This is a genomic window from Stenotrophomonas sp. 28608_Sma (assembly GCF_056486185.1).
In genome coordinates, this window is the sequence record NZ_CM151308.1 from 367,600 (window position 1) to 387,448 (window position 19,849).

At 67.5% G+C, this 19,849-nt stretch carries 19 protein-coding genes; 10 read left to right on the forward strand and 9 right to left on the reverse strand.

The window, feature by feature from the left end; all coding sequences use genetic code 11:
• The first annotated feature begins 58 nt into the window (after nt 1–58).
• On the forward strand, nt 59–754 hold the full coding sequence (locus ACZLHH_RS01635; protein WP_071229376.1) for a hypothetical protein: 696 nt from the start codon (nt 59–61) through the stop codon (nt 752–754).
• Between the two features lie 15 nt (nt 755–769).
• Here the strand turns inward: ACZLHH_RS01635 and ACZLHH_RS01640 are convergent, their stop codons facing one another.
• Both ACZLHH_RS01640 and ACZLHH_RS01645 read right to left on the reverse strand, forming a co-directional pair.
• Nucleotides 770–1,129, reverse strand: coding sequence for a DUF1428 domain-containing protein (locus ACZLHH_RS01640; protein ID WP_032130337.1), 360 nt, complete (start codon nt 1,127–1,129; stop codon nt 770–772).
• 91 nt (nt 1,130–1,220) lie between these two features.
• Nucleotides 1,221–3,623, reverse strand: a complete 2,403-nt coding sequence (locus tag ACZLHH_RS01645) for a S9 family peptidase (protein WP_071229375.1) — start codon at nt 3,621–3,623, stop codon at nt 1,221–1,223.
• Between the two features lie 210 nt (nt 3,624–3,833).
• Here ACZLHH_RS01645 and ACZLHH_RS01650 point away from each other — a divergent pair, with 210 nt between their 5' ends.
• Entirely contained in the window at nt 3,834–4,406 is a 573-nt protein-coding gene (locus ACZLHH_RS01650) for an OmpO family porin (protein WP_032130335.1), read from the forward strand.
• 190 nt (nt 4,407–4,596) lie between these two features.
• Nucleotides 4,597–5,331 (forward strand): response regulator transcription factor, encoded by a 735-nt coding sequence (locus tag ACZLHH_RS01655; RefSeq protein WP_049462583.1) that lies wholly within the window; start codon nt 4,597–4,599, stop codon nt 5,329–5,331.
• On the opposite strand, the gene ACZLHH_RS01660 is transcribed toward ACZLHH_RS01655, so the two are convergent.
• Nucleotides 5,276–5,665 (reverse strand): DUF6165 family protein, encoded by a 390-nt coding sequence (locus tag ACZLHH_RS01660; RefSeq protein WP_049462582.1) that lies wholly within the window; start codon nt 5,663–5,665, stop codon nt 5,276–5,278. The genes ACZLHH_RS01655 and ACZLHH_RS01660 overlap by 56 nt on opposite strands.
• Nucleotides 5,666–5,844: 179 nt before the next feature.
• Here ACZLHH_RS01660 and ACZLHH_RS01665 point away from each other — a divergent pair, with 179 nt between their 5' ends.
• Nucleotides 5,845–6,543 (forward strand): TorF family putative porin, encoded by a 699-nt coding sequence (locus ACZLHH_RS01665; protein ID WP_049462581.1) that lies wholly within the window; start codon nt 5,845–5,847, stop codon nt 6,541–6,543.
• Here ACZLHH_RS01665 and ACZLHH_RS01670 read toward each other — a convergent pair.
• Nucleotides 6,540–7,688, reverse strand: a complete 1,149-nt coding sequence (locus ACZLHH_RS01670) for an MFS transporter (RefSeq protein WP_219631205.1) — start codon at nt 7,686–7,688, stop codon at nt 6,540–6,542. The genes ACZLHH_RS01665 and ACZLHH_RS01670 overlap by 4 nt on opposite strands.
• A 144-nt stretch (nt 7,689–7,832) precedes the next feature.
• Here ACZLHH_RS01670 and ACZLHH_RS01675 point away from each other — a divergent pair, with 144 nt between their 5' ends.
• Nucleotides 7,833–8,720, forward strand: coding sequence for a LysR family transcriptional regulator (locus ACZLHH_RS01675; protein ID WP_049398095.1), 888 nt, complete (start codon nt 7,833–7,835; stop codon nt 8,718–8,720).
• On the opposite strand, the gene ACZLHH_RS01680 is transcribed toward ACZLHH_RS01675, so the two are convergent.
• Entirely contained in the window at nt 8,689–9,156 is a 468-nt protein-coding gene (locus ACZLHH_RS01680; protein ID WP_005411992.1) for a YehS family protein, read from the reverse strand. The genes ACZLHH_RS01675 and ACZLHH_RS01680 overlap by 32 nt on opposite strands.
• Before the next feature lie 117 nt (nt 9,157–9,273).
• Between ACZLHH_RS01680 and ACZLHH_RS01685 the strand changes: the two genes are divergently transcribed.
• Both ACZLHH_RS01685 and ACZLHH_RS01690 read left to right on the forward strand, forming a co-directional pair.
• On the forward strand, nt 9,274–10,026 hold the full coding sequence (locus ACZLHH_RS01685) for an SDR family NAD(P)-dependent oxidoreductase (protein WP_019337645.1): 753 nt from the start codon (nt 9,274–9,276) through the stop codon (nt 10,024–10,026).
• 317 nt (nt 10,027–10,343) lie between these two features.
• The gene (locus ACZLHH_RS01690) at nt 10,344–11,306 is read left to right on the forward strand and encodes an IS110 family transposase (RefSeq protein WP_132808894.1); all 963 of its coding nucleotides are present in this window, start codon (nt 10,344–10,346) and stop codon (nt 11,304–11,306) included.
• A gap of 78 nt (nt 11,307–11,384) precedes the next feature.
• On the opposite strand, the gene ACZLHH_RS01695 is transcribed toward ACZLHH_RS01690, so the two are convergent.
• From ACZLHH_RS01695 to ACZLHH_RS01710, 4 genes are all read right to left on the reverse strand, one after another.
• Nucleotides 11,385–12,290, reverse strand: coding sequence for an SPOR domain-containing protein (locus ACZLHH_RS01695; RefSeq protein WP_032130329.1), 906 nt, complete (start codon nt 12,288–12,290; stop codon nt 11,385–11,387).
• A gap of 21 nt (nt 12,291–12,311) precedes the next feature.
• Nucleotides 12,312–14,000, reverse strand: coding sequence for an arginine--tRNA ligase (gene argS / locus ACZLHH_RS01700; RefSeq protein ID WP_012478915.1), 1,689 nt, complete (start codon nt 13,998–14,000; stop codon nt 12,312–12,314).
• 114 nt (nt 14,001–14,114) lie between these two features.
• A complete protein-coding gene (radC, locus tag ACZLHH_RS01705; RefSeq protein ID WP_032130338.1) occupies nt 14,115–14,819 on the reverse strand; it encodes a RadC family protein in 705 nt (234 codons plus the stop codon).
• 70 nt (nt 14,820–14,889) lie between these two features.
• Complete coding sequence (locus ACZLHH_RS01710; RefSeq protein ID WP_049399051.1) at nt 14,890–15,516, reverse strand: response regulator; 627 nt, start codon at nt 15,514–15,516, stop codon at nt 14,890–14,892.
• A gap of 228 nt (nt 15,517–15,744) precedes the next feature.
• On the opposite strand from ACZLHH_RS01710, the gene coaBC reads away from it, so the two are divergent.
• From coaBC to ACZLHH_RS01725, 3 genes are read left to right on the forward strand one after another with little or no spacing between them, the layout of a single operon-like run.
• Nucleotides 15,745–17,007, forward strand: coding sequence for a bifunctional phosphopantothenoylcysteine decarboxylase/phosphopantothenate--cysteine ligase CoaBC (gene coaBC / locus ACZLHH_RS01715; RefSeq protein ID WP_049462167.1), 1,263 nt, complete (start codon nt 15,745–15,747; stop codon nt 17,005–17,007).
• A complete protein-coding gene (gene dut, locus ACZLHH_RS01720; protein WP_049462166.1) occupies nt 17,004–17,477 on the forward strand; it encodes a dUTP diphosphatase in 474 nt (157 codons plus the stop codon). The genes coaBC and dut overlap by 4 nt, the downstream gene beginning before the upstream one ends.
• A 12-nt stretch (nt 17,478–17,489) precedes the next feature.
• On the forward strand, nt 17,490–19,835 hold the full coding sequence (locus ACZLHH_RS01725) for a phosphomannomutase/phosphoglucomutase (protein ID WP_049462165.1): 2,346 nt from the start codon (nt 17,490–17,492) through the stop codon (nt 19,833–19,835).
• The last annotated feature ends 14 nt before the right edge of the window (nt 19,836–19,849 follow it).

A 19,849-nucleotide genomic window follows, 5' to 3' on the forward strand; every position in this document is an offset into this window, starting at 1 on the left:
GCGTTTCTGGGGCACGGTCTGGGGCAAGATGCAGGTTCTTCCTGCAGGAGCCCCGGGCATGCGTGGTATCGACTTCAGTTCCTGGCAGGGCGTGCTGTCCACGTTGGCCGGCCTGGTCCTGATCACCCTGCTGGGCGTGGGCATCCGCCTGCTGGTGATGCAGACCCTGCAACAGCGCCGCGAGCGCGAGAACCGGCAGATCAACGAACGGCTGCGCACGCTGATGGCGGCCTACAAGACCCTGGGCGGGTCGTTCACTGGCGAACTGGGTGTGGATCCCAGCCATCGCCGCGACCTGCGCCAGCGCGAAAATGCCGAAGGCATCGCCGAACCCCGCTCGGATCGCGCGCGCCGCATCCGCGATGCGGTTGAAGCGGCACTGTCGGACATCCTGTTGCTGGGCACCGACGAGCAGGTGCGGCTGGCCGCGCGTGCGGCCAACGAACTGGCACAGGGGCGGCCGGTGCACCTCCACGAACTGGTGGTCTCGCTGCGCGACTTCGTGCGCGAAGCGCTGGATCTGGCCCCCATCCCGACCGACCTGCAGATTCCACCGCAGGGCCCGACCCGGCCCGCTGCCAGTGGCGGTGGCAAGGGCCGCAACGATGGCGATGCCAAGGGCGGTCGTGCGGGTGGTGGCGGTGGCGGCGGCGGTGGCGGAATGGGGGCCGGAATGGGCGGCATGGGCCTCGGCGCCGGCGCCGCACTGGGCGCCGGCCATGCCTCCGCCAGCGATGAGACGGACGCGCGCTGAGCACGTCCGCCCGGTTCAGCGCGTCAGCTCGTAGAGCGGCACGAACCCACCGTAGATCATCCGCGCGCCGTCGAACGGCATCGGATTCGTCGCCGGATCAAACCGCGGGTCTTCCATCATCTTCTTCATGCCGGCGTCGCGGGTCGGCTTGTCTGGCCATTCGATCCAGGAAAACACGACCGTCTCATCCGGCGTGGCTTTCACCGCGCCGAAGAAGTCGGTGGTTTTGCCGTGCGGTACGTCGTCACCCCAGCACTCGACCACGCGCAGCGCGCCGTACTCGATGAAAACGGGATCCCCTGTGCGTGCATGGGCGAGGAACTTCTCTTTGTTGGCGGTGGGCACCGCCAGGACGAAACCATCGATGTAGCTCATTGCCTGCCTCCGGATGGACCGTGCCGCATGCACGGCCTTCAAGTACCCGACGAACCAGGGCGCCGTGGATCGACATCCTGTGTGCGCCTGTTCAGCCCGGCCCACCGGGCAGCGGCGCCAGCACCGTCTCCGGTGGCTGCTGGCCGGCCAGGTGGCGCACGAAGTAGTCCCACATGCGGTGCGTGTAGGTGGCGTCGTTGCGGAACAGTTCGTGGTCCTGCCGGGCCAGGTACAGCAGGTCGTAGCTGCGCTGGGCCTTGTTCAGGGCGGCGGCCAGTTGCAGGGTCAGCGCCGGCGGCGCGTTCTCGTCCAGTTCGCCATAGACCAGCATCAGATGCCCACGCAGGTTGCCGGCCAACGCTGCATTGTCGAGTCCGGCAAAGGGCGCCGGCACGCCATCGGCCAGGGGTGTTGGCGGCAGCACGCCACCGAACAGCCGGTCCATGCCGTGCAATGCACCGCCGTACATGCCCTGGAAATTGTGGCTGCCGGCCGAGGCCACGCCCACCTTGTAGAACGCCGGATAGCGCAGCAGGGCGCGCGCTGCACTGTAACCACCGAACGAATGCCCGTAGATGCCGACCCGCTGCAGGTCGATGCCCCGGTAGCGTTCGCCCAGCTGGCGCAGCGCAGCCACATGGTCATCCAGCTGCACATCTGCCCCGTGCAGGAAGCTGCTGTCATGGAACGCCTTGTCGCGGCCACCGGTGCCGCGCGCGTCGATGCTGACCACCACGAAGCCCAGTTCGGTCAGGCTGGCGCGTGACACCGGATTCAAGGCGGACACCGCCTCGGCGTAGGTCACCGGCGCATTGCTGACGAAGGAGCCACCGTACATCGCGTCGATCACCGGAAAGCGGCCGTCATCGCGATAGTCGCGGGGCAGGTAGACGGTGGCGAAGATCGGCGTTCGCCCATCGGCGGCCAGCAGCCGCTCGCGCCGTGGGGGGCGCCAGCCGGCAGCAACGATCGCGCTGTTATCGGCTGTTTCCAGCACCATCACTTCACGGCCGTCATCGCTGGCCCGCAGCACGGTGCGTGGTGGCTGGTCGAGACGGGAAACGGTATCCACCAGATAGCCACCGCCAGGCGACAGCGCCTGGGGGGCGCGCCCGCCGAACAACGCGCCGGTGCCAGCATCGGCCAGATGGTCGTTGCCATCGGCGGCCAGGCGCTGGACCGGTCCCCCCTGCAGCGATACACGGTACAGGCCGCGTACGTAGGGGTCGCCACCGTCGACGCCGCCGGCGCTGAAGTATGCCCAGCCACCCGCAGCGTCCACGCCCAGCAGGTCGCGCACCGCCCATTGGCCGCGGGTGAGCTGGCGCAGCACCTTGCCGTCGGACAGGCGGACCCGGTATAGATGGCCCCAGCCATCGCGCTGCGAGAACCACACCGCCGTGTCCTGGCCGGGCAGGATGGCCACCGCTGGCCGGTTGTAGGAATACACGTTGAGCTGCAGGCGGGTGTCGCTGGCTTCTTCCAGAACCGTGCGCAACGCACCGTTGTTGGCATCGATCTCCAGCAGACGCAGCCTGCGCGGTGCGCCGAAGTGCGCGATCACGGCATACAACCGGTCGCCGTCCCAGCCGAGTACGCCGGCTTCGCTGAGGGTGTTCCAGCCTTCCGGCAAGGCGATGTCATGCTGCTGGCCATTGCGGGTGTCGACCACATACACGCTGTCGCGCACCTGCCGGGTGTCACCCAGCACCCCCAGCTTCACCGTATGCACGCGCGGCCGCGCGCTGTTGGCCGGGCTGCTTTCCAGATAGGGGTAGTCCTGCAGCGCGCGTTCGTCGTAGCGGATGCCGGCCACGTAGCGACCGTCCGGTGACCAGCCGACCGCGAACGGCCGCGTCGGCATCCGGCCCTGACGGCGGGGAATGCCGCGCAGGGTGAAGTCCGGCAGCACGCCATAGCCATGATTGGATTCACCGCCGCTGGTCAGCGCTCGTGCTGCCGTTCCGGGCGAGTGCAGCCACAGGTTGTGATCGCGTACCTGCAGCCAGGCATCACCGCCGGGCGATGGCAGTGCATCGGCCGCTGGCGCTGCATCCTGCGAAGGCACGCACTGCAGGCGTGGCCATTGACAGCTGATCGCCGCCTCGCCGTTGAACTGCAGGCGCAGGCCTCCATCCAGTACCTGCACGTTGTTCAAGCGCAGGCGTGGTCCGCTGGCGCCGAGAGGTGCAACCGCAGCGTCCAGCGCATCGGGTTCGAACAGGATCTGGCGTGTGGCCTGGACTGGATCGACCAGTACCGCCTGGCGCCGGCCCTGCGTGGTTTCGCGTTCGTACCAGAAGCGCCCATCGGCCAGCCAGTGGGGCAGCACCGAAGCATTGCGCAGCGCACCGCGAAGGTGACTGTCATGCACGCGTTCGGCGCGCTGGTAGTCAGCGGCCTGCAGTGCGTGCGCAGCGTGGATCGGAAACAGGGCAGCGCATGCCAGGAGCGCGGCGCGAACAGGCACCAGCGGCGGATCGGAAACGTACAAGGCAACCTCCTGTTGCAATCGACGACGAATCACAAATGCACGCGCGCCGCGCGCGTATGCCAGAGACAGCCTGAATCAAGGCAAAAAATTCAGCAATGCGAAGACCGCTGTTTTCAGGGAGCGTTGTGGCGAATAACGGAGAATTTACATTCCCGATGCGATGGCGCCCTGGCGCTGCTGCACACCATAAGAAAGTAAAGGTGTACCCCCATGAAGAATTCGCTGATTGCTCTGGCCCTGGCCGCTGCCCTGCCGTTCACCGCCTCGGCTGCTGAGAACCTGTCGTACAACTACGCCGAAGCCGACTACGCCAAGACCGACATCGACGCGTTCAAGGCCGACGGCTGGGGCGTGAAGGGTTCGTACGGCTTCCTGCCGAACTTCCACGCTTTCGGTGAGTACAGCCGCCAGGAAATCGACCACACCAACATCAAGCTGGACCAGTGGAAGATCGGCGCCGGCTACAACGTTGAAATCGCTCCGACCACCGACTTCGTTGCCCGCGTTGCCTACCAGAAGCGCGACCAGAAGCACGGCCTGGACTTCAACGGTTACAGCGCTGAAGCCGGTATCCGTACCGCCTTCGGTGCCCACGCCGAAGTCTACGGCATGGTCGGCTACGAAGATTTCTCGAAGAAGCACGGCATCAATCCGGAAGGCCAGTGGTACGGCCGCCTGGGTGGTCAGGTCAAGCTGAACCAGAACTGGGGCCTGAACGGCGAGCTGAAGATGAACCGCGACGGCGACAAGGAATACACCGTCGGCCCGCGCTTCAGCTGGTAATTGCTTCCTCGGCGCGCCTGCGCGCCGAAGATGCCTCGACAGGCCCGGCCCATGCCGGGCCTGTTGCGTTTCCGGCTGGGCAAACGCTACCTGACCGTGGCGCGGCGGAAGGGCGGCATTGCAACGAATTGGATTCCGCAGGCGTCGGCTGCGCCCTAGGGTGAGTGGCCTGTTCTGCAGGAATGCAACCATGCCCACGTTTCCGTCGCCCCGAGATTCTCCCTGCCGCCTGTTGCTGCTGGATCCGCACCCGCTGTTGCGGCATGGCGTGCAGGAAGTCCTGGCCCGGCAGGCGGACCTGCAGGTCGATGGAAGCTACGGTCGCAGCGGTGATCTGCTGCAGCGCCTGCAGCAGCAGGCGGCCGCGATCGATCTGCTGCTGGTCGACGCCTTGCCGATCGGTGACAGCGGGGAAGGTCTGGAACTGCTGCGGCACCTATCACGCCATTGGCCGGCAGTGCCGATCCTGGTGTTGTCCGCGCACTGCAACGCGGGTGTCGTGTCCTTGGCCCTGCAGGCCGGTGCGCGCGGATTCCTGTCCAAGGCCTGCGCGCCGCAGACGCTGCTGCGGGCAGTGAGCGTGGTCGCCCGTGGCGGACGCTTCGTGCCGCCGGAACTGCGTGCACAGTTGAACCAGTCCCGCCGGCAACGCCAGCAGCCCGTGCGTCCACCACGGTTGAGTACGCGCGAGCGCACCGTCCTGCAGTGGGTGCTGCGCGGCTGCAGCACCGGCGAGATGGCACGCCGCAGTGGGCGTACAGCCAGCACCATCAGCACGCAGAAGCGAGCGGCTTACCGCAAGCTGGGCATCCGCAACGATGGCGAGCTGTTCCGTTTCCGCCATCTGATCGACGCTGATCGAGGCGGCGTTACTCGCCCTGGTACTGCTTTTCTTCCACCAGCGCCGAACCGGCCACGCGGTTGATCTCGTTCTTCACCTGCACGCGCTCGCCATTGGTGCCATAGACACCACGCGCCAGCTGGATGAACGCATCGTCGAACACCTGGGCTGCTTCCTTGTCGCGCAGCTGGTCCTGGATATCCCACATGCGCTCGTTGATCGTCTTCAGCTGCTGCTTCAGCACGGCCAGTGCCGGCTGTGCCTGCAGCTGCTGCTGCAGCAAGGGCAGCAGGCCGTCCAGCTCGGTGCGGACGTTGGCCAGCTTGGCCACATCGTCGATGCGCTCGGCCTTGATCTCGAGAATGGTGATCTTGTCGATCAGCTCGCCGATCGATACCGGGGTCAGGATGGCGTCCACGCGGTTGGTTCCTGGAAACAAGGCGCCATGATACCGCGCCGCTGGCACGCGGCCCCCGGTCCACGGGATTTACGCCGAATTTGCGCCACGGGCCCGGCAGCACCCTCGATCCGTTACGGCCACCACCTCGACACTGCGTTCCCGGCGGCGCAACCGCCTTCAACGAGGAACACAGTGCAGTGAACAGCAAGGGGATGATGGCGGCAGTGGTGGCCGCCCTGGCAGGGCTGCTCGGCATCGGCAGCGCCCAGGCACAGGTGCAGGTCAGCGGCAGTGCCGCACTGACCAGCGACTACGTGTGGCGTGGCAGCTCGCAGAGCGATGGCGACCCGGCGGTGCAGGCGGGCGCGAAGATCTCGGTCGCATCGGGTTGGTATGCCAGCGTGTGGGGCTCCAACGTTTCGTTCAAACCGGACAATGGCGCGCGCAGCGAGTTCGACCTGGTGGCAGGCTGGTCCGGCGCGCTGGCACCGGACTGGACACTGGATGCCAACCTGACCCGCTATGTGTATCCAGGTACCGGCCGCGCGCTGGACTGGACCGAACTCAATACCACCCTGAACTGGAAGCAGCGCGCCTGGTTGCAGATCGCGCATTCCAACGACGCGTTGGCCGGTGGCCATCGCGGCACCTATGCCCAGCTGGGTGTGCGGGTGCCGCTGCACGAGCGGTTCCGCCTCGAAGCGGCGGTAGGCCAGTACTGGCTGGCCACCGCACAGGGGCCTGATTACCTGCATGGCCAGCTCAGTGCCATCGCCTCGCTGACCCCGGCATGGGAACTGCGCGCCACCGTGCATGACACCGACAACGCAGCGAAGCGGCTGTTTCCGGACAATGCCGGCGGACGCTGGGAGCTGGTGCTGCAGGGCAGCTTCTAGTCAGTCACCGAAGCCTGGCGCGCGCGCAGCGCGCCGGGCAGCCACAGCAGCAGGGCCAGCATGGCCACCGCAGCACCGGCCACGCAGACGCCGGTCCAGCCGAAGCGCTGGTAGACCTGCGCCGACAGCAGCGAACCCAGCGAACCGCCGATGAAGTAGCCGGTCATGTAGCCGGCATTGAGGCGGTTGCGCGCTGCCGGTTGCAGTGCGTAGATCAGGCTCTGGTTACTCACGTGCAGCAGCTGCGCGGCCAGGTCCAGCACCACCACGCCGACCAGCAGCGCCAGCAGCGAGTGTGCCGACAGCCCCAACGGCAGCCATGACAGCAGCAACAGCACCAGCGCGATGGCGGTGGCGCGTCCGGTCTGGCCGCGGTCGGACATGCGCCCGGCCAGGCCCGCAGCCAGCGTGCCGGCGGCACCGACCAGCCCGAACAGGCCGATGGTAGCGTCGCTGTAGGCGTAAGGTGGCTGCGCCAGCAGGAACGCGAGCGGGGTCCAGAAGATCGCGAACATGGCGAAGCTGCAGGCGCCCAGCAGGGTGCGCTGGCGCAGCACCGGCTCCTGCACGAACAGCACGCCGATCGAGCGCAGCAATGCGAAATAACCGAGGCCGGCGCTGTGGTGGAATCGCGGCAGGCCGCGCTGCAGCGCCAGCGCGGCCAGCACCAGGGTGCCGGCGGCGATGGCATACACCAGGCGCCAGTCGCCCAGGCTGGAAAGCAGTCCGGCCACGGTGCGCGCCAGCAGGATGCCCAGCAGCAAGCCACTCATCAATGTGCCGACCACGCGGCCACGATGTTCCGGTGCGGCCAGCGTGGCCGCGAACGGCACCAGTACCTGTGCCACCACCGAGAACAGGCCGGTGATCGCGGTACCCACCAGCAGCCAGGCCAGCGACGGCGCACAGGCACTGATCACCAGCCCGCCGGCGGACAGCAGGCTCATCACCACGATCAGGCGGCGGCGTTCGAACAGGTCACCCAGCGGCACCAGCAGGATCAGTCCGGCGGCATAGCTCAGCTGTGCGGCGGTGACCACCATGCCGACCTGGCCGAACGGCACACCGAAGGCATCGGCGATGGTGTGCAGCAGCGGCTGCGCATAGTAGTTGCTGGCCACGGCCACGCCGGTAGCCACCGACATCAGCAGCACCTGCCAGCGGTGCAGAGGGGGAAGGGACGGACTCACGCGGTGTTCGAGGAAGCGGGGGAGCACAGTGTCCGCCTGCTGCAGTCATGATGGAAATGAATCATCATCATCTCTGTCATCTGAAAATGAGATGGTTGCGTGAATCTCAAGCAGCTCGAGTTCGCCGTCGCCCTGGCCGAGGAGGGCAACTTCACCCGCGCCGCCGAGCGCTGCCACGTGGTGCAGTCCGCGCTCAGTCACCAGATCGCCCATCTTGAGCAGGAACTGGGCACAACGCTGTTCGAGCGCCTGCCGCGCCAGGTGCGGGCCACCGCCGCCGGCGAGGCGCTGCTGGTGCATGCACGCCAGGTGCTGGCCAGCCTGCGCCACCTGCGCGCCGACGTGGCCGCCGTCACTGGCGAGGTGCGTGGCCTGCTGGCGATCGGGCAGATCTCCTCGCTGACCGACATCGATGTGGTGGCGATGCTGGCGGCCTTCCAGCAGGCGCACCCGCAGGTGGAGTTCCAGCTGCGGGTCGACAAGAGCGAGGACCTGATCGCGCAGGTGCAGTCGCGAGAGCTGGACGTGGCGCTGGTCGGATTGGCGCCGTCGGCAGGGCTGGACGGGGTCTGCCACCAGATGCTGCAGGAAGAAGACCTGGTGGCGGTGCTGGCGCCGTCGCACCGCTTGGCCCGCCGCAAGCGGCTGCCATTGACCGAACTGCAGGACGAGGCGCTGGTCGACTTTCCGCGCGGCACCGGTGCGCGGCGGCAGACCGACGATGCCTTCGCTGCCGCTGGCCTGCCGCACACGGTGCGCTTCGAGGTCAATCTGATGGAACTGATCGAGCGCTTCGTCCGCCATGGGCTGGCGGTTGGCATCGTGCCAGCGTTGATCGCCGACGGGTTCCAGGGGGTGGTACAGATTCCGCTGCAGCCGACCCCGACCCGCCGCGTGCACCTGGTCTGGCAGCGACTGCCGACACCGGCGGCGCGGGCGTTCGTCGAGGCCGTGCTCAGCCGCGCAGGCGCAGGCTCAGGCCCTTGAGGAAATTGCGCAGCATCTGGTCCAGGCAGCGCCGGTAGTTAGTGTGCCCGGGCTGGCGGAACAAGGCGCCCACTTCCGACTTGGAGACGTTGAAGCCGGCGCTGGCGAAGATCTCCATCAGATCGACGTCGCGCAGCTGGAAGGCGACGCGCAGCTTCTTCAGCACCAGGTTGTTGTCGATGCGGGTTTCCACCGCACGCTGAGGCTGGCTCTCATCGCGACCGCGCAGGTGCACGATCAGGCCGTCGAGGAAGTGCGCCAGCGCGCTGTCGCTCATCGCTTCGAAACCGGCTTCGTCCTCGCGGCGCAGCCAGGCTTTCACCTGTTCCGGATCCACGGCGAAGGCCGGGTCGGCCATCTGGCACAGGGTCACCACGTGGTGGTCGCCCAGGTCCAGGGAGTAGCGCACGCTGCGCAGGACATCGTTGTTGATCATGGGCCCAATTGTACCGGTCACCCCGACAGGTGGGGCCGGATCTGGCCGATCAGGCAACGCAACCCCCGGCCGACGGTGCCAGAATGGGGGTCTGGTTTTTCCCCCTGGAGTTGCCTGATGACCCGCACTGTCCTGATTACCGGCGCCACGTCCGGCTTCGGCGCCGCCGCCGTCCACCGCTTCGCCCAGGCGGGCTGGAAGGTGATCGCCACCGGCCGCCGCGGCGAACGCCTGCAGCCGCTGGTCGAGCGCTACGGCAAGGACGTGGTGCATGCCGCCGCCTTCGACATCCGCGATCCGGTGGCGATGGAAGCGGCGCTGCTGGCACTGCCGCCGGCCTTCGGCGAGATCGATCTGCTGGTCAACAACGCCGGCCTGGCGCAGGGCACTGCGCCGGCACAGAGCGCCAAGTTGTCGGACTGGACCACGATGATCGACACCAACATCACCGCGCTGGTGACCCTGACCCACCGCCTGCTGCCGCAGCTGGTGGAGCGCAAGGGCGCAATCATCAACATTTCGTCGGTGGCCGGCGTCTACCCGTACCCGGGCGGCAATGCCTACGGTGGCACCAAGGCCTTCGTCAGCCAGTTCTCGCTCGGCCTGCGTTCGGACCTGCACGGCACCGGCGTGCGCGTGACCACGATCGAGCCGGGCATGGCCGAAACCGAGTTCACCGTGGTGCGTACCCATGGCGACCAGGCGGCGTCGGACAAGCTCTATACCGGCGCCAACCCGATGACCGCCGAAGACATCGCCGAACAGATCTTCTGGGTGGCCAGCCTGCCGCCGCACCTGAACATCAATCGCCTGGAACTGATGCCGGTCAGCCAGTCCTTCGCCGGTTTCCAGGTCGCCCGCGAAGGCTGACGGTCATTTGTAGAGTCGAGCCATGCTCGACTGCTCTTCGCCCTTTGTAGAGTCGAGCTTGCTCGACTGCTTTGAACGGCAGTCGAGCAAGCTTGTATGTTCCTCCCGGCTCCTACGCGGTATGTAGGAGCCAGGGTGGAGGGACCGTCAAGCATGCATCTGCGGATACTAGCCGACAGACGAGTCGAGCGATCCCCATCCCGCACACGAACGTCGATAAAGGATCGTACGGCCCCCAAAGGGGATCGTCGATGTAGGCAAGCTAACGTCGGTGCGGTACCACCCCAGCCCCTTAAAGATAGCTGGGAGCCGTACAAATGTCTGATTCTCTCGATATTGGCGTGGACGTGGACTCCAAGGAGTTCGTACCGGCAGTGGCCGACCGCAAGGCCGGCGACAGGATCGCCAACACCCGGGCCGGCATAGCCCAGTGGCTCAACACCTTGCCCCAGCGATGCCGGATTGGCATGGAGGCGACGGGGCGGTACTACGAGTTGTTGGCTCGGATGGCTGGCCAGGCAGGCCACGTTGTCTATGTGATCAATCCACGTCTGATCAAGCACTACGGCCGGGCGACGGGCTCGCGTGGCAAGACGGACGCCATGGACGCCGAAGCGATCGCCCGGTACGTGAAGAAGGAGAACGATCGCCTGCGTGAATACGTACCGCGTACCGATGAGCAGCAGCAGATGCACGATTTGCTGCGCAAGCGGCAGACGCTGGTAAAGACACGCGCGCGCCTGGAGCAATCCTTCGGGGTAAGCAAAAGTGCCCCCGGGGAGCTGTCAGATCTGTTCTGCGCTCTGGCTGGGACGCTGTCCGAGCTGGAAAGCGAACTGCAGCGCTTGGGTCGCGATGGAGAGCATGGCACGCTCTACAAGCGCCTGTTGACCATCCCTGGTATCGGCCCCGCCGTCGCCGCTCACCTGATTTACTACATGACGCGCTGGCCGTTGGCCAACGCCAACGCGTGGATCGCCTGCACCGGCCTGGATCCCCGGCCTAACGAGTCTGGCGGCAGAACGGGACGGCGTCGGCTGTCCAAACAGGGCGCGCCAGTGCTGCGCCAGATGCTCTACATGGCCGCCATGGGGCTCAAGCGGTGTCGTCGGGGGCAACCGCTCTACGACGAGCTGTCAAAACGCGGTCACCCCAGCACCGCCGTCTTCAACATCCTGGCCAGAAAGCTGGCCAGGATCGCCTGGGGTGTCTTCAAAAGCGGCCGGGACTTCGATCCGGCCATGCTGAAGGTGGGTCAAGCCTGCTTCCAGCAGGCTTGACCACGAACATAGGATCTCGACTCTACACAGACAAAAAAAAGCCGGGCTGTGCCCGGCTTTTCATTCACTTCGGCAGACTCACTGTGCCTTGATCGCCATCGCCTGCAGGCCGGTGCCATCCAGCTTCTGCTTGGCTTCAGACAGTTCACCTGCACTGCCATACGGCCCCATGCGCACGCGGTACACGGTCTTGCCGTTGATCTGCGCCGATTCCACGCGTGCCGCCAGGCCCATCATCGCCAGCTTGGCCTTGGTCGCTTCGGCATCGCCGGAGGCACCGAACGCACCCGCCTGCAGGATGTAGCGGGCATTGTCAGCGGCAGCCGGTGCCGCAGCGCCTGCGGTAGTGGCCGCGGTCGGCGCGGTTTCCGCACGCGCTGCCGGAGTGGCGGCGGCGGTGCTGGTCGACGCCGTCGGCGTGCTGGCCGGAGGCGTTGCCGCAGCCGGTCGTTCGCTCAGCGGTGCCGGCAGCGGACGGCTGGTGGCGGTCACCGGTGCGGTGCTGGCCACGCTGGCGGTTGCCGTCGGTGCGGGCGCGGTAGCCGCTGGCGGCGGAACCGGCTTGCCTTCCAGTGCCGCCTGCGCGCGCTGCGCTTCGGCCTTGGCCCGGCGCTGGTCCTCGGCACGCGCGCTGGCGGCCAGTTCGGCGTCGGACATTTCAACTTCCTTGCCCGGCAGCAGGGTGTAGAAGTCGTACTGGGTGGCGGCCGGCTTTTCCGGTTCGGCCGGCTTCGGCGTGGCCGGCTGCGCGGCCGGCTGGGTGCCGACATCGCTGTCGGCATCAGCGACCGGGGCAGGCTGCGCGTTCGGGTTCGGCTGCGGACCGGCGCGAAGGAAGCCATCGCCTTCGCCCTTGAACAGGTTCGGCGCCGCCAGGAACACCACGGCCGCAATCGCCACGCCAGCGACCAGCCACACCCATCCGGGTGTGCCCTGGCTGCTGCTGTTGCGTCGTGCCTGGTTTTTGCCGCGTCGTGCTGCCATGTGTACTGCGTCTCCTGATGCTTACATTTTTTCCGGGGCGCTGACGCCCAGGAGTTCGAGGCCGTTGGCCAGCACCTGGCGCGCGGCGCAGGCCAGGGTCAGCTTGGCGTTGCGATCCGCAGCGTCTTCCACCAGTACCGGCGTCCCGTGATACCACGTGTGGAACGCGTGCGCCAATTCACGCAGGTACTGCGCCACCAGATGCGGTTCCAGCGCCACGCCGGCCGCCTCCACCACTTCCGGGTACCGCGAGATCTCGTTCATCAGCAGCAGCGAGGCGTCGTCGGCCAGGCGGCCGAGGTTGGCCAGGCCATTGCCCTGTTCGTACACCAGGCCCTTCTCCTGTGCCTGGCGCAGCAGGCTGCAGACGCGGGCGTGCGCGTACTGCACGTAGAAGACCGGGTTGTCGTTGCTCTGCTGGCGGGCCAGGTCGATGTCGAAGGTCAGCTGCGAATCGGGCTTGCGCGCGATCAGGAACCAACGGGTGGCATCGCGGCCGGCCTCCTCGATCAGGTCGCGCAGGGTGAAGTAGCTGCCGGCACGCTTGGACAGCTTCACTTCCTCGCCGCCACGCATGACGGTGACCATCTGGTGCAGCACGTACTCCGGCCAGCCCTGCGGGATGCCCACTTCCATCGCCTGCAGGCCGGCGCGCACGCGTGCCAGCGAACCATGGTGATCGGCGCCGAGCTCGGTGATCGCGCGCTCGTAGCCGCGCTGCCACTTGGACAGGTGGTAGGCCACGTCCGGCACGAAGTAGGTGAAGGTGCCGTCGGACTTGCGCATCACGCGGTCCTTGTCGTCACCGAAGTCGGTGCTGCGCAGCCACAGCGCGCCACCTTCTTCATAGGTATGACCCGAGGCCTGCAGCTTGGCGACCGCTTCGGCGACTTTGCCGTCGGCGTACAGCGAGCTTTCCAGGAAATAGATGTCGAAGTCGACGCCGAACGCGGCCAGGTCCAGATTCTGCTCGTTGCGCAGGTAGGCCACGGCGAAGCGACGGATCGCCTGCATGTCGTCCGGGTCCTTGGCGCCGACCACGGTGCTGCCTTCCAGATCGACGCTGGCGCCGGCCATGTAGGCGCGGGCGACGTCGGCGATGTATTCACCGCGGTAGCCGCCTTCCGGCCAGCCGTCCTGGTCCGGCGCGATGCCCTTGATCCGCGCCTGGGTGGACAGCGCCAGGTTCTCGATCTGCACGCCGGCGTCGTTGTAGTAGAACTCACGCTTGGCGTTCCAGCCGTTGGCGTCGAGCACACGCGCCACGCAGTCGCCGATCGCCGCCGCGCGGCCATGGCCGACATGCAGCGGGCCGGTCGGGTTGGCCGACACGTACTCCACGCCCACCGTGCGGCCATTGCCGGACAGGTTGCGGCCGTAGTCGTGGGCTTCCTTGATGACCGACGCGGCTTCACGCTGGTACGCGGCCGGCGCCAGGTGGAAATTGATGAAGCCGGGGCCGGCGATCTCGACCTTGCTGACGTCCTCGCTGCGCGGCAGTGCCTCGACCAGCGCCTGTGCCAGTGCGCGCGGATTGCTGCGCGCGGCCTTGGCCAGCAGCATCGCGGCATTGGTGGCGAAGTCGCCGTGGTCACGGGTCTTCGGGCGCTCGACCACGAAGTCCGGCGGCAGGGAGTCGGCGGGCAGGGTGCCATTGGCGCGCAAGGCTTCGATGCCTTGGCTGATCAGGGCGCGGAGGAGATTTTTCACGAGGCCTGCTGTGAGAATGAGCGGCGGAATCGCCCATTTTAGCGCAGATACCAGCGGCCACGCTGACCGAAACCTGCCTGTGGGGGCGACCGATGGCGCCCGGAGGGCGGGCGCTCAGCCGAACAGGCGGGGCTGGGGCGGCGACAGCAGGCCTCGTTCAGCAAACGAAACGGGGCGGCCCTCACCGACCACGAAGTGGTCCAGCAGGCGCACGTCCACCATCGCCAGTGCCTGCTGCAGTTCGTCGGTGATGCGGGTATCGGCGCTGGAGGGTTCCGGGTCGCCGGAAGGGTGGTTGTGGCTGAGGATCACCGCCGCCGCGTTGTGCAGCAGGGCGCGCCGCACCACTTCGCGGGGGTAGACCGGTGCGGCGTTGATGGTGCCGTGGAACAGCTCCTCGCAGGCGATCAGGCGGTGCCGGTTGTCCAGGAACAGGGCCATGAAGATCTCCCGGGCCTGCCCGCGCAGGCGGTGCTGCAGATAGCGGCCGACCGCGGCCGGGTTGTTGCCGACCGCTTCGCCGTGTTCCAGCTCGGCAGCCAGGTAGCGGTGGGCCAGTTCCAGCCCGGCAGCCAGCGTACAGCTGCGCGCCGGGCCGAGCCCGGGCAGGCGGGCCAGGTCACGCGCGGGGCGGTCCAGCAGCACCCGCAACGGGCCGTGCGCCTGCAGCAGGTCGCGCGCGGTCTGCACGGCATCGCGGCCACCGAACCCGGAGCCGAGAAACAGGGCCAGCAGTTCGGCGTCGGAAAGTGCCGTGGGCCCGCGCGCGATCAGCTTCTCGCGGGGGCGTTCCTGTTCGGGCCAGTCATGGATGGGCATGCCTGCATCATCGCCAGCCTGCGTGACGGCTCCCATCGGTGCATACCGCAGCACCGGGTCGGACGATGCCTCACCCGCGTCGGGTCTGCAGATAGTCGAACAGTTCCTGGTTGTTCTGCAGGCCCAGCTTGCGCTTGGCTTCGGCCTTCTGCCGGCTGATGGTCTTCGGGCTGCGCCCGCAGCGTTCGGCGACGGCATTCACGCTGAGCCCGGTCGCCAGCAGATCCAGCACTTCCTGTTCCCGCGCCGACAGCGGCGACGGTTCGCGTGGAAACAGCAGGTCGCGCGCCTGCAGGTGGTGGCGCAGCTGCTGGGAGACGAAGACCTGCCCGGCCAGTGCGGCGTTCAGTGCCTGCGGCAGTTCGGCGAAATCGGCGCATTTGTCGACCAGCCCACTGATGCCCTCGCGCAGCAGTCCGTCCAGCAGCCCGGGATGGCGGGCGCCGGTCAGCACCACCACCGGCAGCCTGGGGTGACGCACGCGCAGCGCGTCGATCAGCTCTGGACCGTCCGGGCCGTCACCCGGCATCGACAGGTCGGTCAGCACCGCATCGCAGTCGTGGTGGTCCACCAGCTCCAGCAGCTGGGCGCCGTCACGTGCACTGCCGACGATGTCCATCAGGTGGGTCTGCAGCACGATACGGATGCCATGCAGGACCACGGGATGGTCGTCGGCAATGATGATGCGTGGATGCACGAGGCTCCTCGAAGGTCGAACAGGCCACGGCAGACGGCAGCCAATGCCTGATTCTGCAAAAGCGCAGACCCGCAGAGGTATAGGAAAGGTCCGAAACCGATGCCCGGCTAACCCAGGGTCAGGCGCAGCGCGCTCCATCTACTGATAGCTGTCCGCTATGTGCACCCTGCACCGGGACATTACCGACCATCGGGTAAGCTAGCGCCCTCGTTTGCACAGGAATTCCAGGTGGCTGACTCCCCCAACGCTTCCCCCGCGCAGGCCCGCGCGCTGGAAGGTCAGAAACTGCTGTTGTGCGTCGGAGGCGGGATCGCGGCCTACAAGGCCCTGGAACTGGTGCGTCGCCTGCGCGACGCCGGTGCCCAGGTGCAGGTGGCGATGACCGCCGGTGCCCAGCAGTTCGTCACTCCGCTCAGTTTCCAGGCCCTGTCCGGGCAGCCCACCCGCACCACGCTGTGGGACAGCGCCGCCGAACAGGCCATGGGCCACATCGAGCTGGCGCGCTGGGCCGACCGCATCGTGGTTGCCCCGGGAACCGCCGATCTGCTGGCCCGGCTGGCCCAGGGCCACGCCGATGATCTGGTCAGCACCCTGTGCCTGGCCAGTACCGCGCCGCTGACGATCTGCCCGGCGATGAACCACCGCATGTGGCTGCATCCGGCCACCCAGGCCAACATCGCCCTGCTGCGCCAGCGCGGCGCGCAGGTGATCGGCCCGGTCGACGGTCCGCTGGCCGAAGGCGAATCCGGTCCCGGCCGTCTGGCCGAACCGGGCGACATCGTTGCCGCGCTGGCTGCCAATGGCGGTGCTGCAGCGGCGGTTGTCGCACCGGAAACCCGCGCGCTGCAGGGCCTTCGCCTGCTGATCAGCGCTGGCCCGACCTATGAAGACATCGATCCGGTGCGCTACGTCGGCAACCGCAGCAGCGGCAAGATGGGCTTTGCCCTGGCCGCGGCCGCCGCGACGATGGGCGCCCAGGTGGTGCTGGTCAGCGGCCCGGTACAGCTGCCGACGCCGCCCGGCGTGCAGCGCGTCGACGTGCGCTCGGCTGCGCAGATGCGCGATGCCGTGCTGAAGTCGCTGCCGGCCGACATCTATATTGGTGCCGCAGCGGTGTCCGACTACACACCGCGCCAGGTGGCCCAGCAGAAGCTGAAGAAGACCGCCGACAGCCAGTCGCTGGTGATCGAGCTGGTGCGCACGCCGGACATCCTTGCCGAAGTCGCCGCGCAGACCCAGTCGCTGAAGCTGGTGGTCGGCTTCGCCGCCGAGACCCACGACGTGGAGAAATACGCGCGTGGCAAGCTGGTCGACAAGCGCCTCGACCTGGTGATCGCCAACCAGGTCGGCATCAGCGGTGGCGGTTTCGAGAGCGACAACAATGCCGCCACGGCCTTCTGGCAGGACGGTGAACAGGTATTCCCGGCCACCTCCAAGCGTGAGCTGGCCGAACAACTGCTGGCGCTGATCGCGCGGAGACTCCAGGCATGACCCAGGCTTTCACTTCCCTACCGCTGCAGGTCAAGCTGCTCGACCCGCGTTTCGGCGACAGCTGGCCACTGCCGGCCTACGCAACCGAGGCCAGCGCCGGCATGGACCTGCGCGCGGCGCTGGATACCGCGCTGACCCTGCAGCCGGGCGACACCGCGCTGGTGCCCAGCGGCCTGGCCATCCACATCGCCGATCCGCACCTGTGCGCGGTGATCCTGCCGCGCTCGGGGCTGGGCCATCGCCACGGCATCGTGCTCGGCAACGGCACCGGCCTGATCGATGCCGATTACCAGGGCCCGCTGCTGATCAGCGTCTGGAACCGTGGCCGCGAGGCCTTCACCATCGAGCCGGGCGATCGCATCGCGCAGCTGGTGATCGTGCCGATTGCCCGCGTCAGCCTGCAGGTGGTGGATACTTTCACCGACAGCGTGCGGGGAACGGGTGGATTCGGCCATACCGGGGTGCGTTGACAGGGGACATCGATGAGCGGCATCGGGGAAGGACAGCGGGGACGGTCGTTGGGACGCAGTGCGCCACTACTGGGGGTGCTGCTGATCCTGCTGGCCGGCTGGTTCGGATGGAGCGCAGTGCAGCAATGGCGCCAGGAGGCCAACGGCCAGGCGCTGGAAGCTGCACGTGACCAGGCCGTGCAGGGCCTGCAGGAGGCCGCTGCCGGCCAGCTGAAGCAGCTGCAGCAGCAGCTGAAGAACGAGCGCGTGCAGCAGGCGCTGCAGGCCGGTGATGCCGCTGCGGCGGCACTCGCGGTCCGCGAGAGCTGGACCGGCGTCGAGCACGCCGAGGTACTGACGGCCGATCTGGCCAACGCCTACGCCGACCCGGCCGCCTTTGGCTATGCCCGATTGGCGCTGCTGGAAGCGGCATTGGCCGAAGGCAAGCCCAGCCTGCGCGTGGTCCGCGATGGCGGTGGCAATCGCCTGGGCCTGGCAGCGCCGGTTCAACTGGGCAGTCTCGGCCCGGCGGTGCTCTACGTGCGCCAGCCATTGCTGCGGCTGACCTCACCGCTGGACCAGGTGAGTGCGCCATCGGCCGGTTTCCTTGGCCTGCGCCAGGGCGCGCATGACCTCGTCGCCCAGGGCGATGCCGGCCTGGCCGAAAGCGCCGAGGCATTGGCGCGGCCGATTCCGGGGACGCCGTTGCGGCTGGTGGCCGCGGTACCCAATGTCGAACCTGGTCCGCTGGGCCTGGGTTCGCTGGCCAGCGCCATCGTTGCGCTGCTGCTGGCGTTCATCGCCGTGCTGCTGGTGGTGGGGCGCGGCCGCCTGCCGAAGTCGCTGCCGCTGCCGCGCCGGGCGACCGTGGCGGAAGCCGATCATGGCCCGACCCTGAGCGAGAGCCTGCAGATGGCGCCGCCGCCGGTGGCCGAGGCCAGCACAACTGAAAGTGCACCGCCGCCCCCGCCACCGGTTCCGGCCGAGGAACTGGCGGCCGGTATCTTCCGCGCCTACGACATCCGCGGCGTGGTTGGCAGTGAACTGACGCCGAAAACGGCGGCGCTGATCGGCCAGGCCATCGGCACCGTGGCCCTGGAGCAGGGCCTGCGTGAGGTGGTGATCGGCCGCGACGGCCGCCTGTCCGGCCCGGAACTGGCCGCAGGGTTGGCCGAGGGCCTGAGGCGCGCCGGTTGCGCGGTGATCGACATCGGCCTGGCACCGACCCCGGTCGTGTACTACGCCGCCTTCCATCTGCGTACCGGCACCTGCGTGGCGGTCACCGGCAGCCACAACCCGCCCGAGTACAACGGTTTCAAGGTGGTCATCGGCGGCGAGACGCTGTCCGGCGATGCCATCACCGATCTCTACCAGCGCATCATTGAAGGCCGGTTGGTACAGGCCGCCGAGCCGGGCGATTACCAGCAGCGCGATGTCAGCGCCGACTACATCCAGCGCATTGCCGACGACGTGCAGCTGGACCGCCCATTGAAGGTCGTGGCCGATGCCGGCAACGGCGTGGCCGGCGCGCTCGCGCCGCAGCTGCTGGAAGCGATCGGTGCGGAAGTCATCCCGCTGTACTGCGATGTCGACGGTACCTTCCCCAACCATCATCCCGACCCCAGCGAGCCGGCCAACCTGGAAGACCTGGTGCAGACGGTGAAGCGCTTCGGTGCCGATCTCGGCGTCGCCTTCGATGGCGACGGTGACCGCCTGGGCGTGGTCACCGGCGAAGGAAAGATCATCTATGCCGACCGCCTGCTGATGCTGTTCGCCGCCGACGTGCTGATGCGCAATCCGGGCGCGATGGTGATCTACGACGTGAAGTGCACCGGCAAGCTGTCCGACCACGTGCTGCGCAATGGTGGCAGCCCGCTGATGTGGAAGACCGGGCATTCGCTGATGAAGTCGAAGATGCGCGAGACCGATGCCGAGCTGGCTGGCGAGATGAGCGGCCACTTCTTCTTCAAGGAGCGCTGGTTCGGTTTCGACGATGGCCTGTATGCGACTGCGCGCCTGCTGGAGATCCTGGCCCAGCGCGAGGAGACTCCGGACGAGGTACTGGCAGAGCTGCCGGAGATGGTGGCCACGCCGGAGCTGAAGGTGCCGGTGGCCGAAGGCACGCCGCATGCGCTGGTGGCGATGCTGGTGGCGGCGGCGCAGTCGCCGGACAACCCGTATGTGGGCGGTCGGTTGTCGACCATCGACGGCCTGCGCGTGGACTTCCCCGATGGCTGGGGCCTGGTGCGCGCCTCCAACACCACGCCGGTGCTGGTGCTGCGTTTCGAAGGCAATGACGAGGCGGCACTGGAACGCATCCAGGCGCTGTTCCGCAGCCAGTTGCAACCGGTGCTGGGCGACACCCCGCTGGGGTTCTGATTGATCGGGATTGG

Bases quoted from the DNA above. Each gene is read 5' to 3' on its own strand.
- dut (WP_049462166.1), top strand. From the start codon at position 17,004: ATGACCCAGGCTTTCACTTCCCTACCGCTGCAGGTCAAGCTGCTCGAC.
- ACZLHH_RS01655 (WP_049462583.1), top strand. From the start codon at position 4,597: ATGCCCACGTTTCCGTCGCCCCGAGATTCTCCCTGCCGCCTGTTGCTG.
- ACZLHH_RS01695 (WP_032130329.1), bottom strand. From the start codon at position 12,290: ATGGCAGCACGACGCGGCAAAAACCAGGCACGACGCAACAGCAGCAGC.
- ACZLHH_RS01650 (WP_032130335.1), top strand. From the start codon at position 3,834: ATGAAGAATTCGCTGATTGCTCTGGCCCTGGCCGCTGCCCTGCCGTTC.
- ACZLHH_RS01680 (WP_005411992.1), bottom strand. From the start codon at position 9,156: ATGATCAACAACGATGTCCTGCGCAGCGTGCGCTACTCCCTGGACCTG.
- ACZLHH_RS01670 (WP_219631205.1), bottom strand. From the start codon at position 7,688: ATGTCGGTGGCTACCGGCGTGGCCGTGGCCAGCAACTACTATGCGCAG.
- ACZLHH_RS01725 (WP_049462165.1), top strand. From the start codon at position 17,490: ATGAGCGGCATCGGGGAAGGACAGCGGGGACGGTCGTTGGGACGCAGT.
- ACZLHH_RS01640 (WP_032130337.1), bottom strand. From the start codon at position 1,129: ATGAGCTACATCGATGGTTTCGTCCTGGCGGTGCCCACCGCCAACAAA.
- radC (WP_032130338.1), bottom strand. From the start codon at position 14,819: ATGCCCATCCATGACTGGCCCGAACAGGAACGCCCCCGCGAGAAGCTG.
- ACZLHH_RS01690 (WP_132808894.1), top strand. From the start codon at position 10,344: ATGTCTGATTCTCTCGATATTGGCGTGGACGTGGACTCCAAGGAGTTC.
- ACZLHH_RS01635 (WP_071229376.1), top strand. From the start codon at position 59: ATGCGTGGTATCGACTTCAGTTCCTGGCAGGGCGTGCTGTCCACGTTG.
- ACZLHH_RS01685 (WP_019337645.1), top strand. From the start codon at position 9,274: ATGACCCGCACTGTCCTGATTACCGGCGCCACGTCCGGCTTCGGCGCC.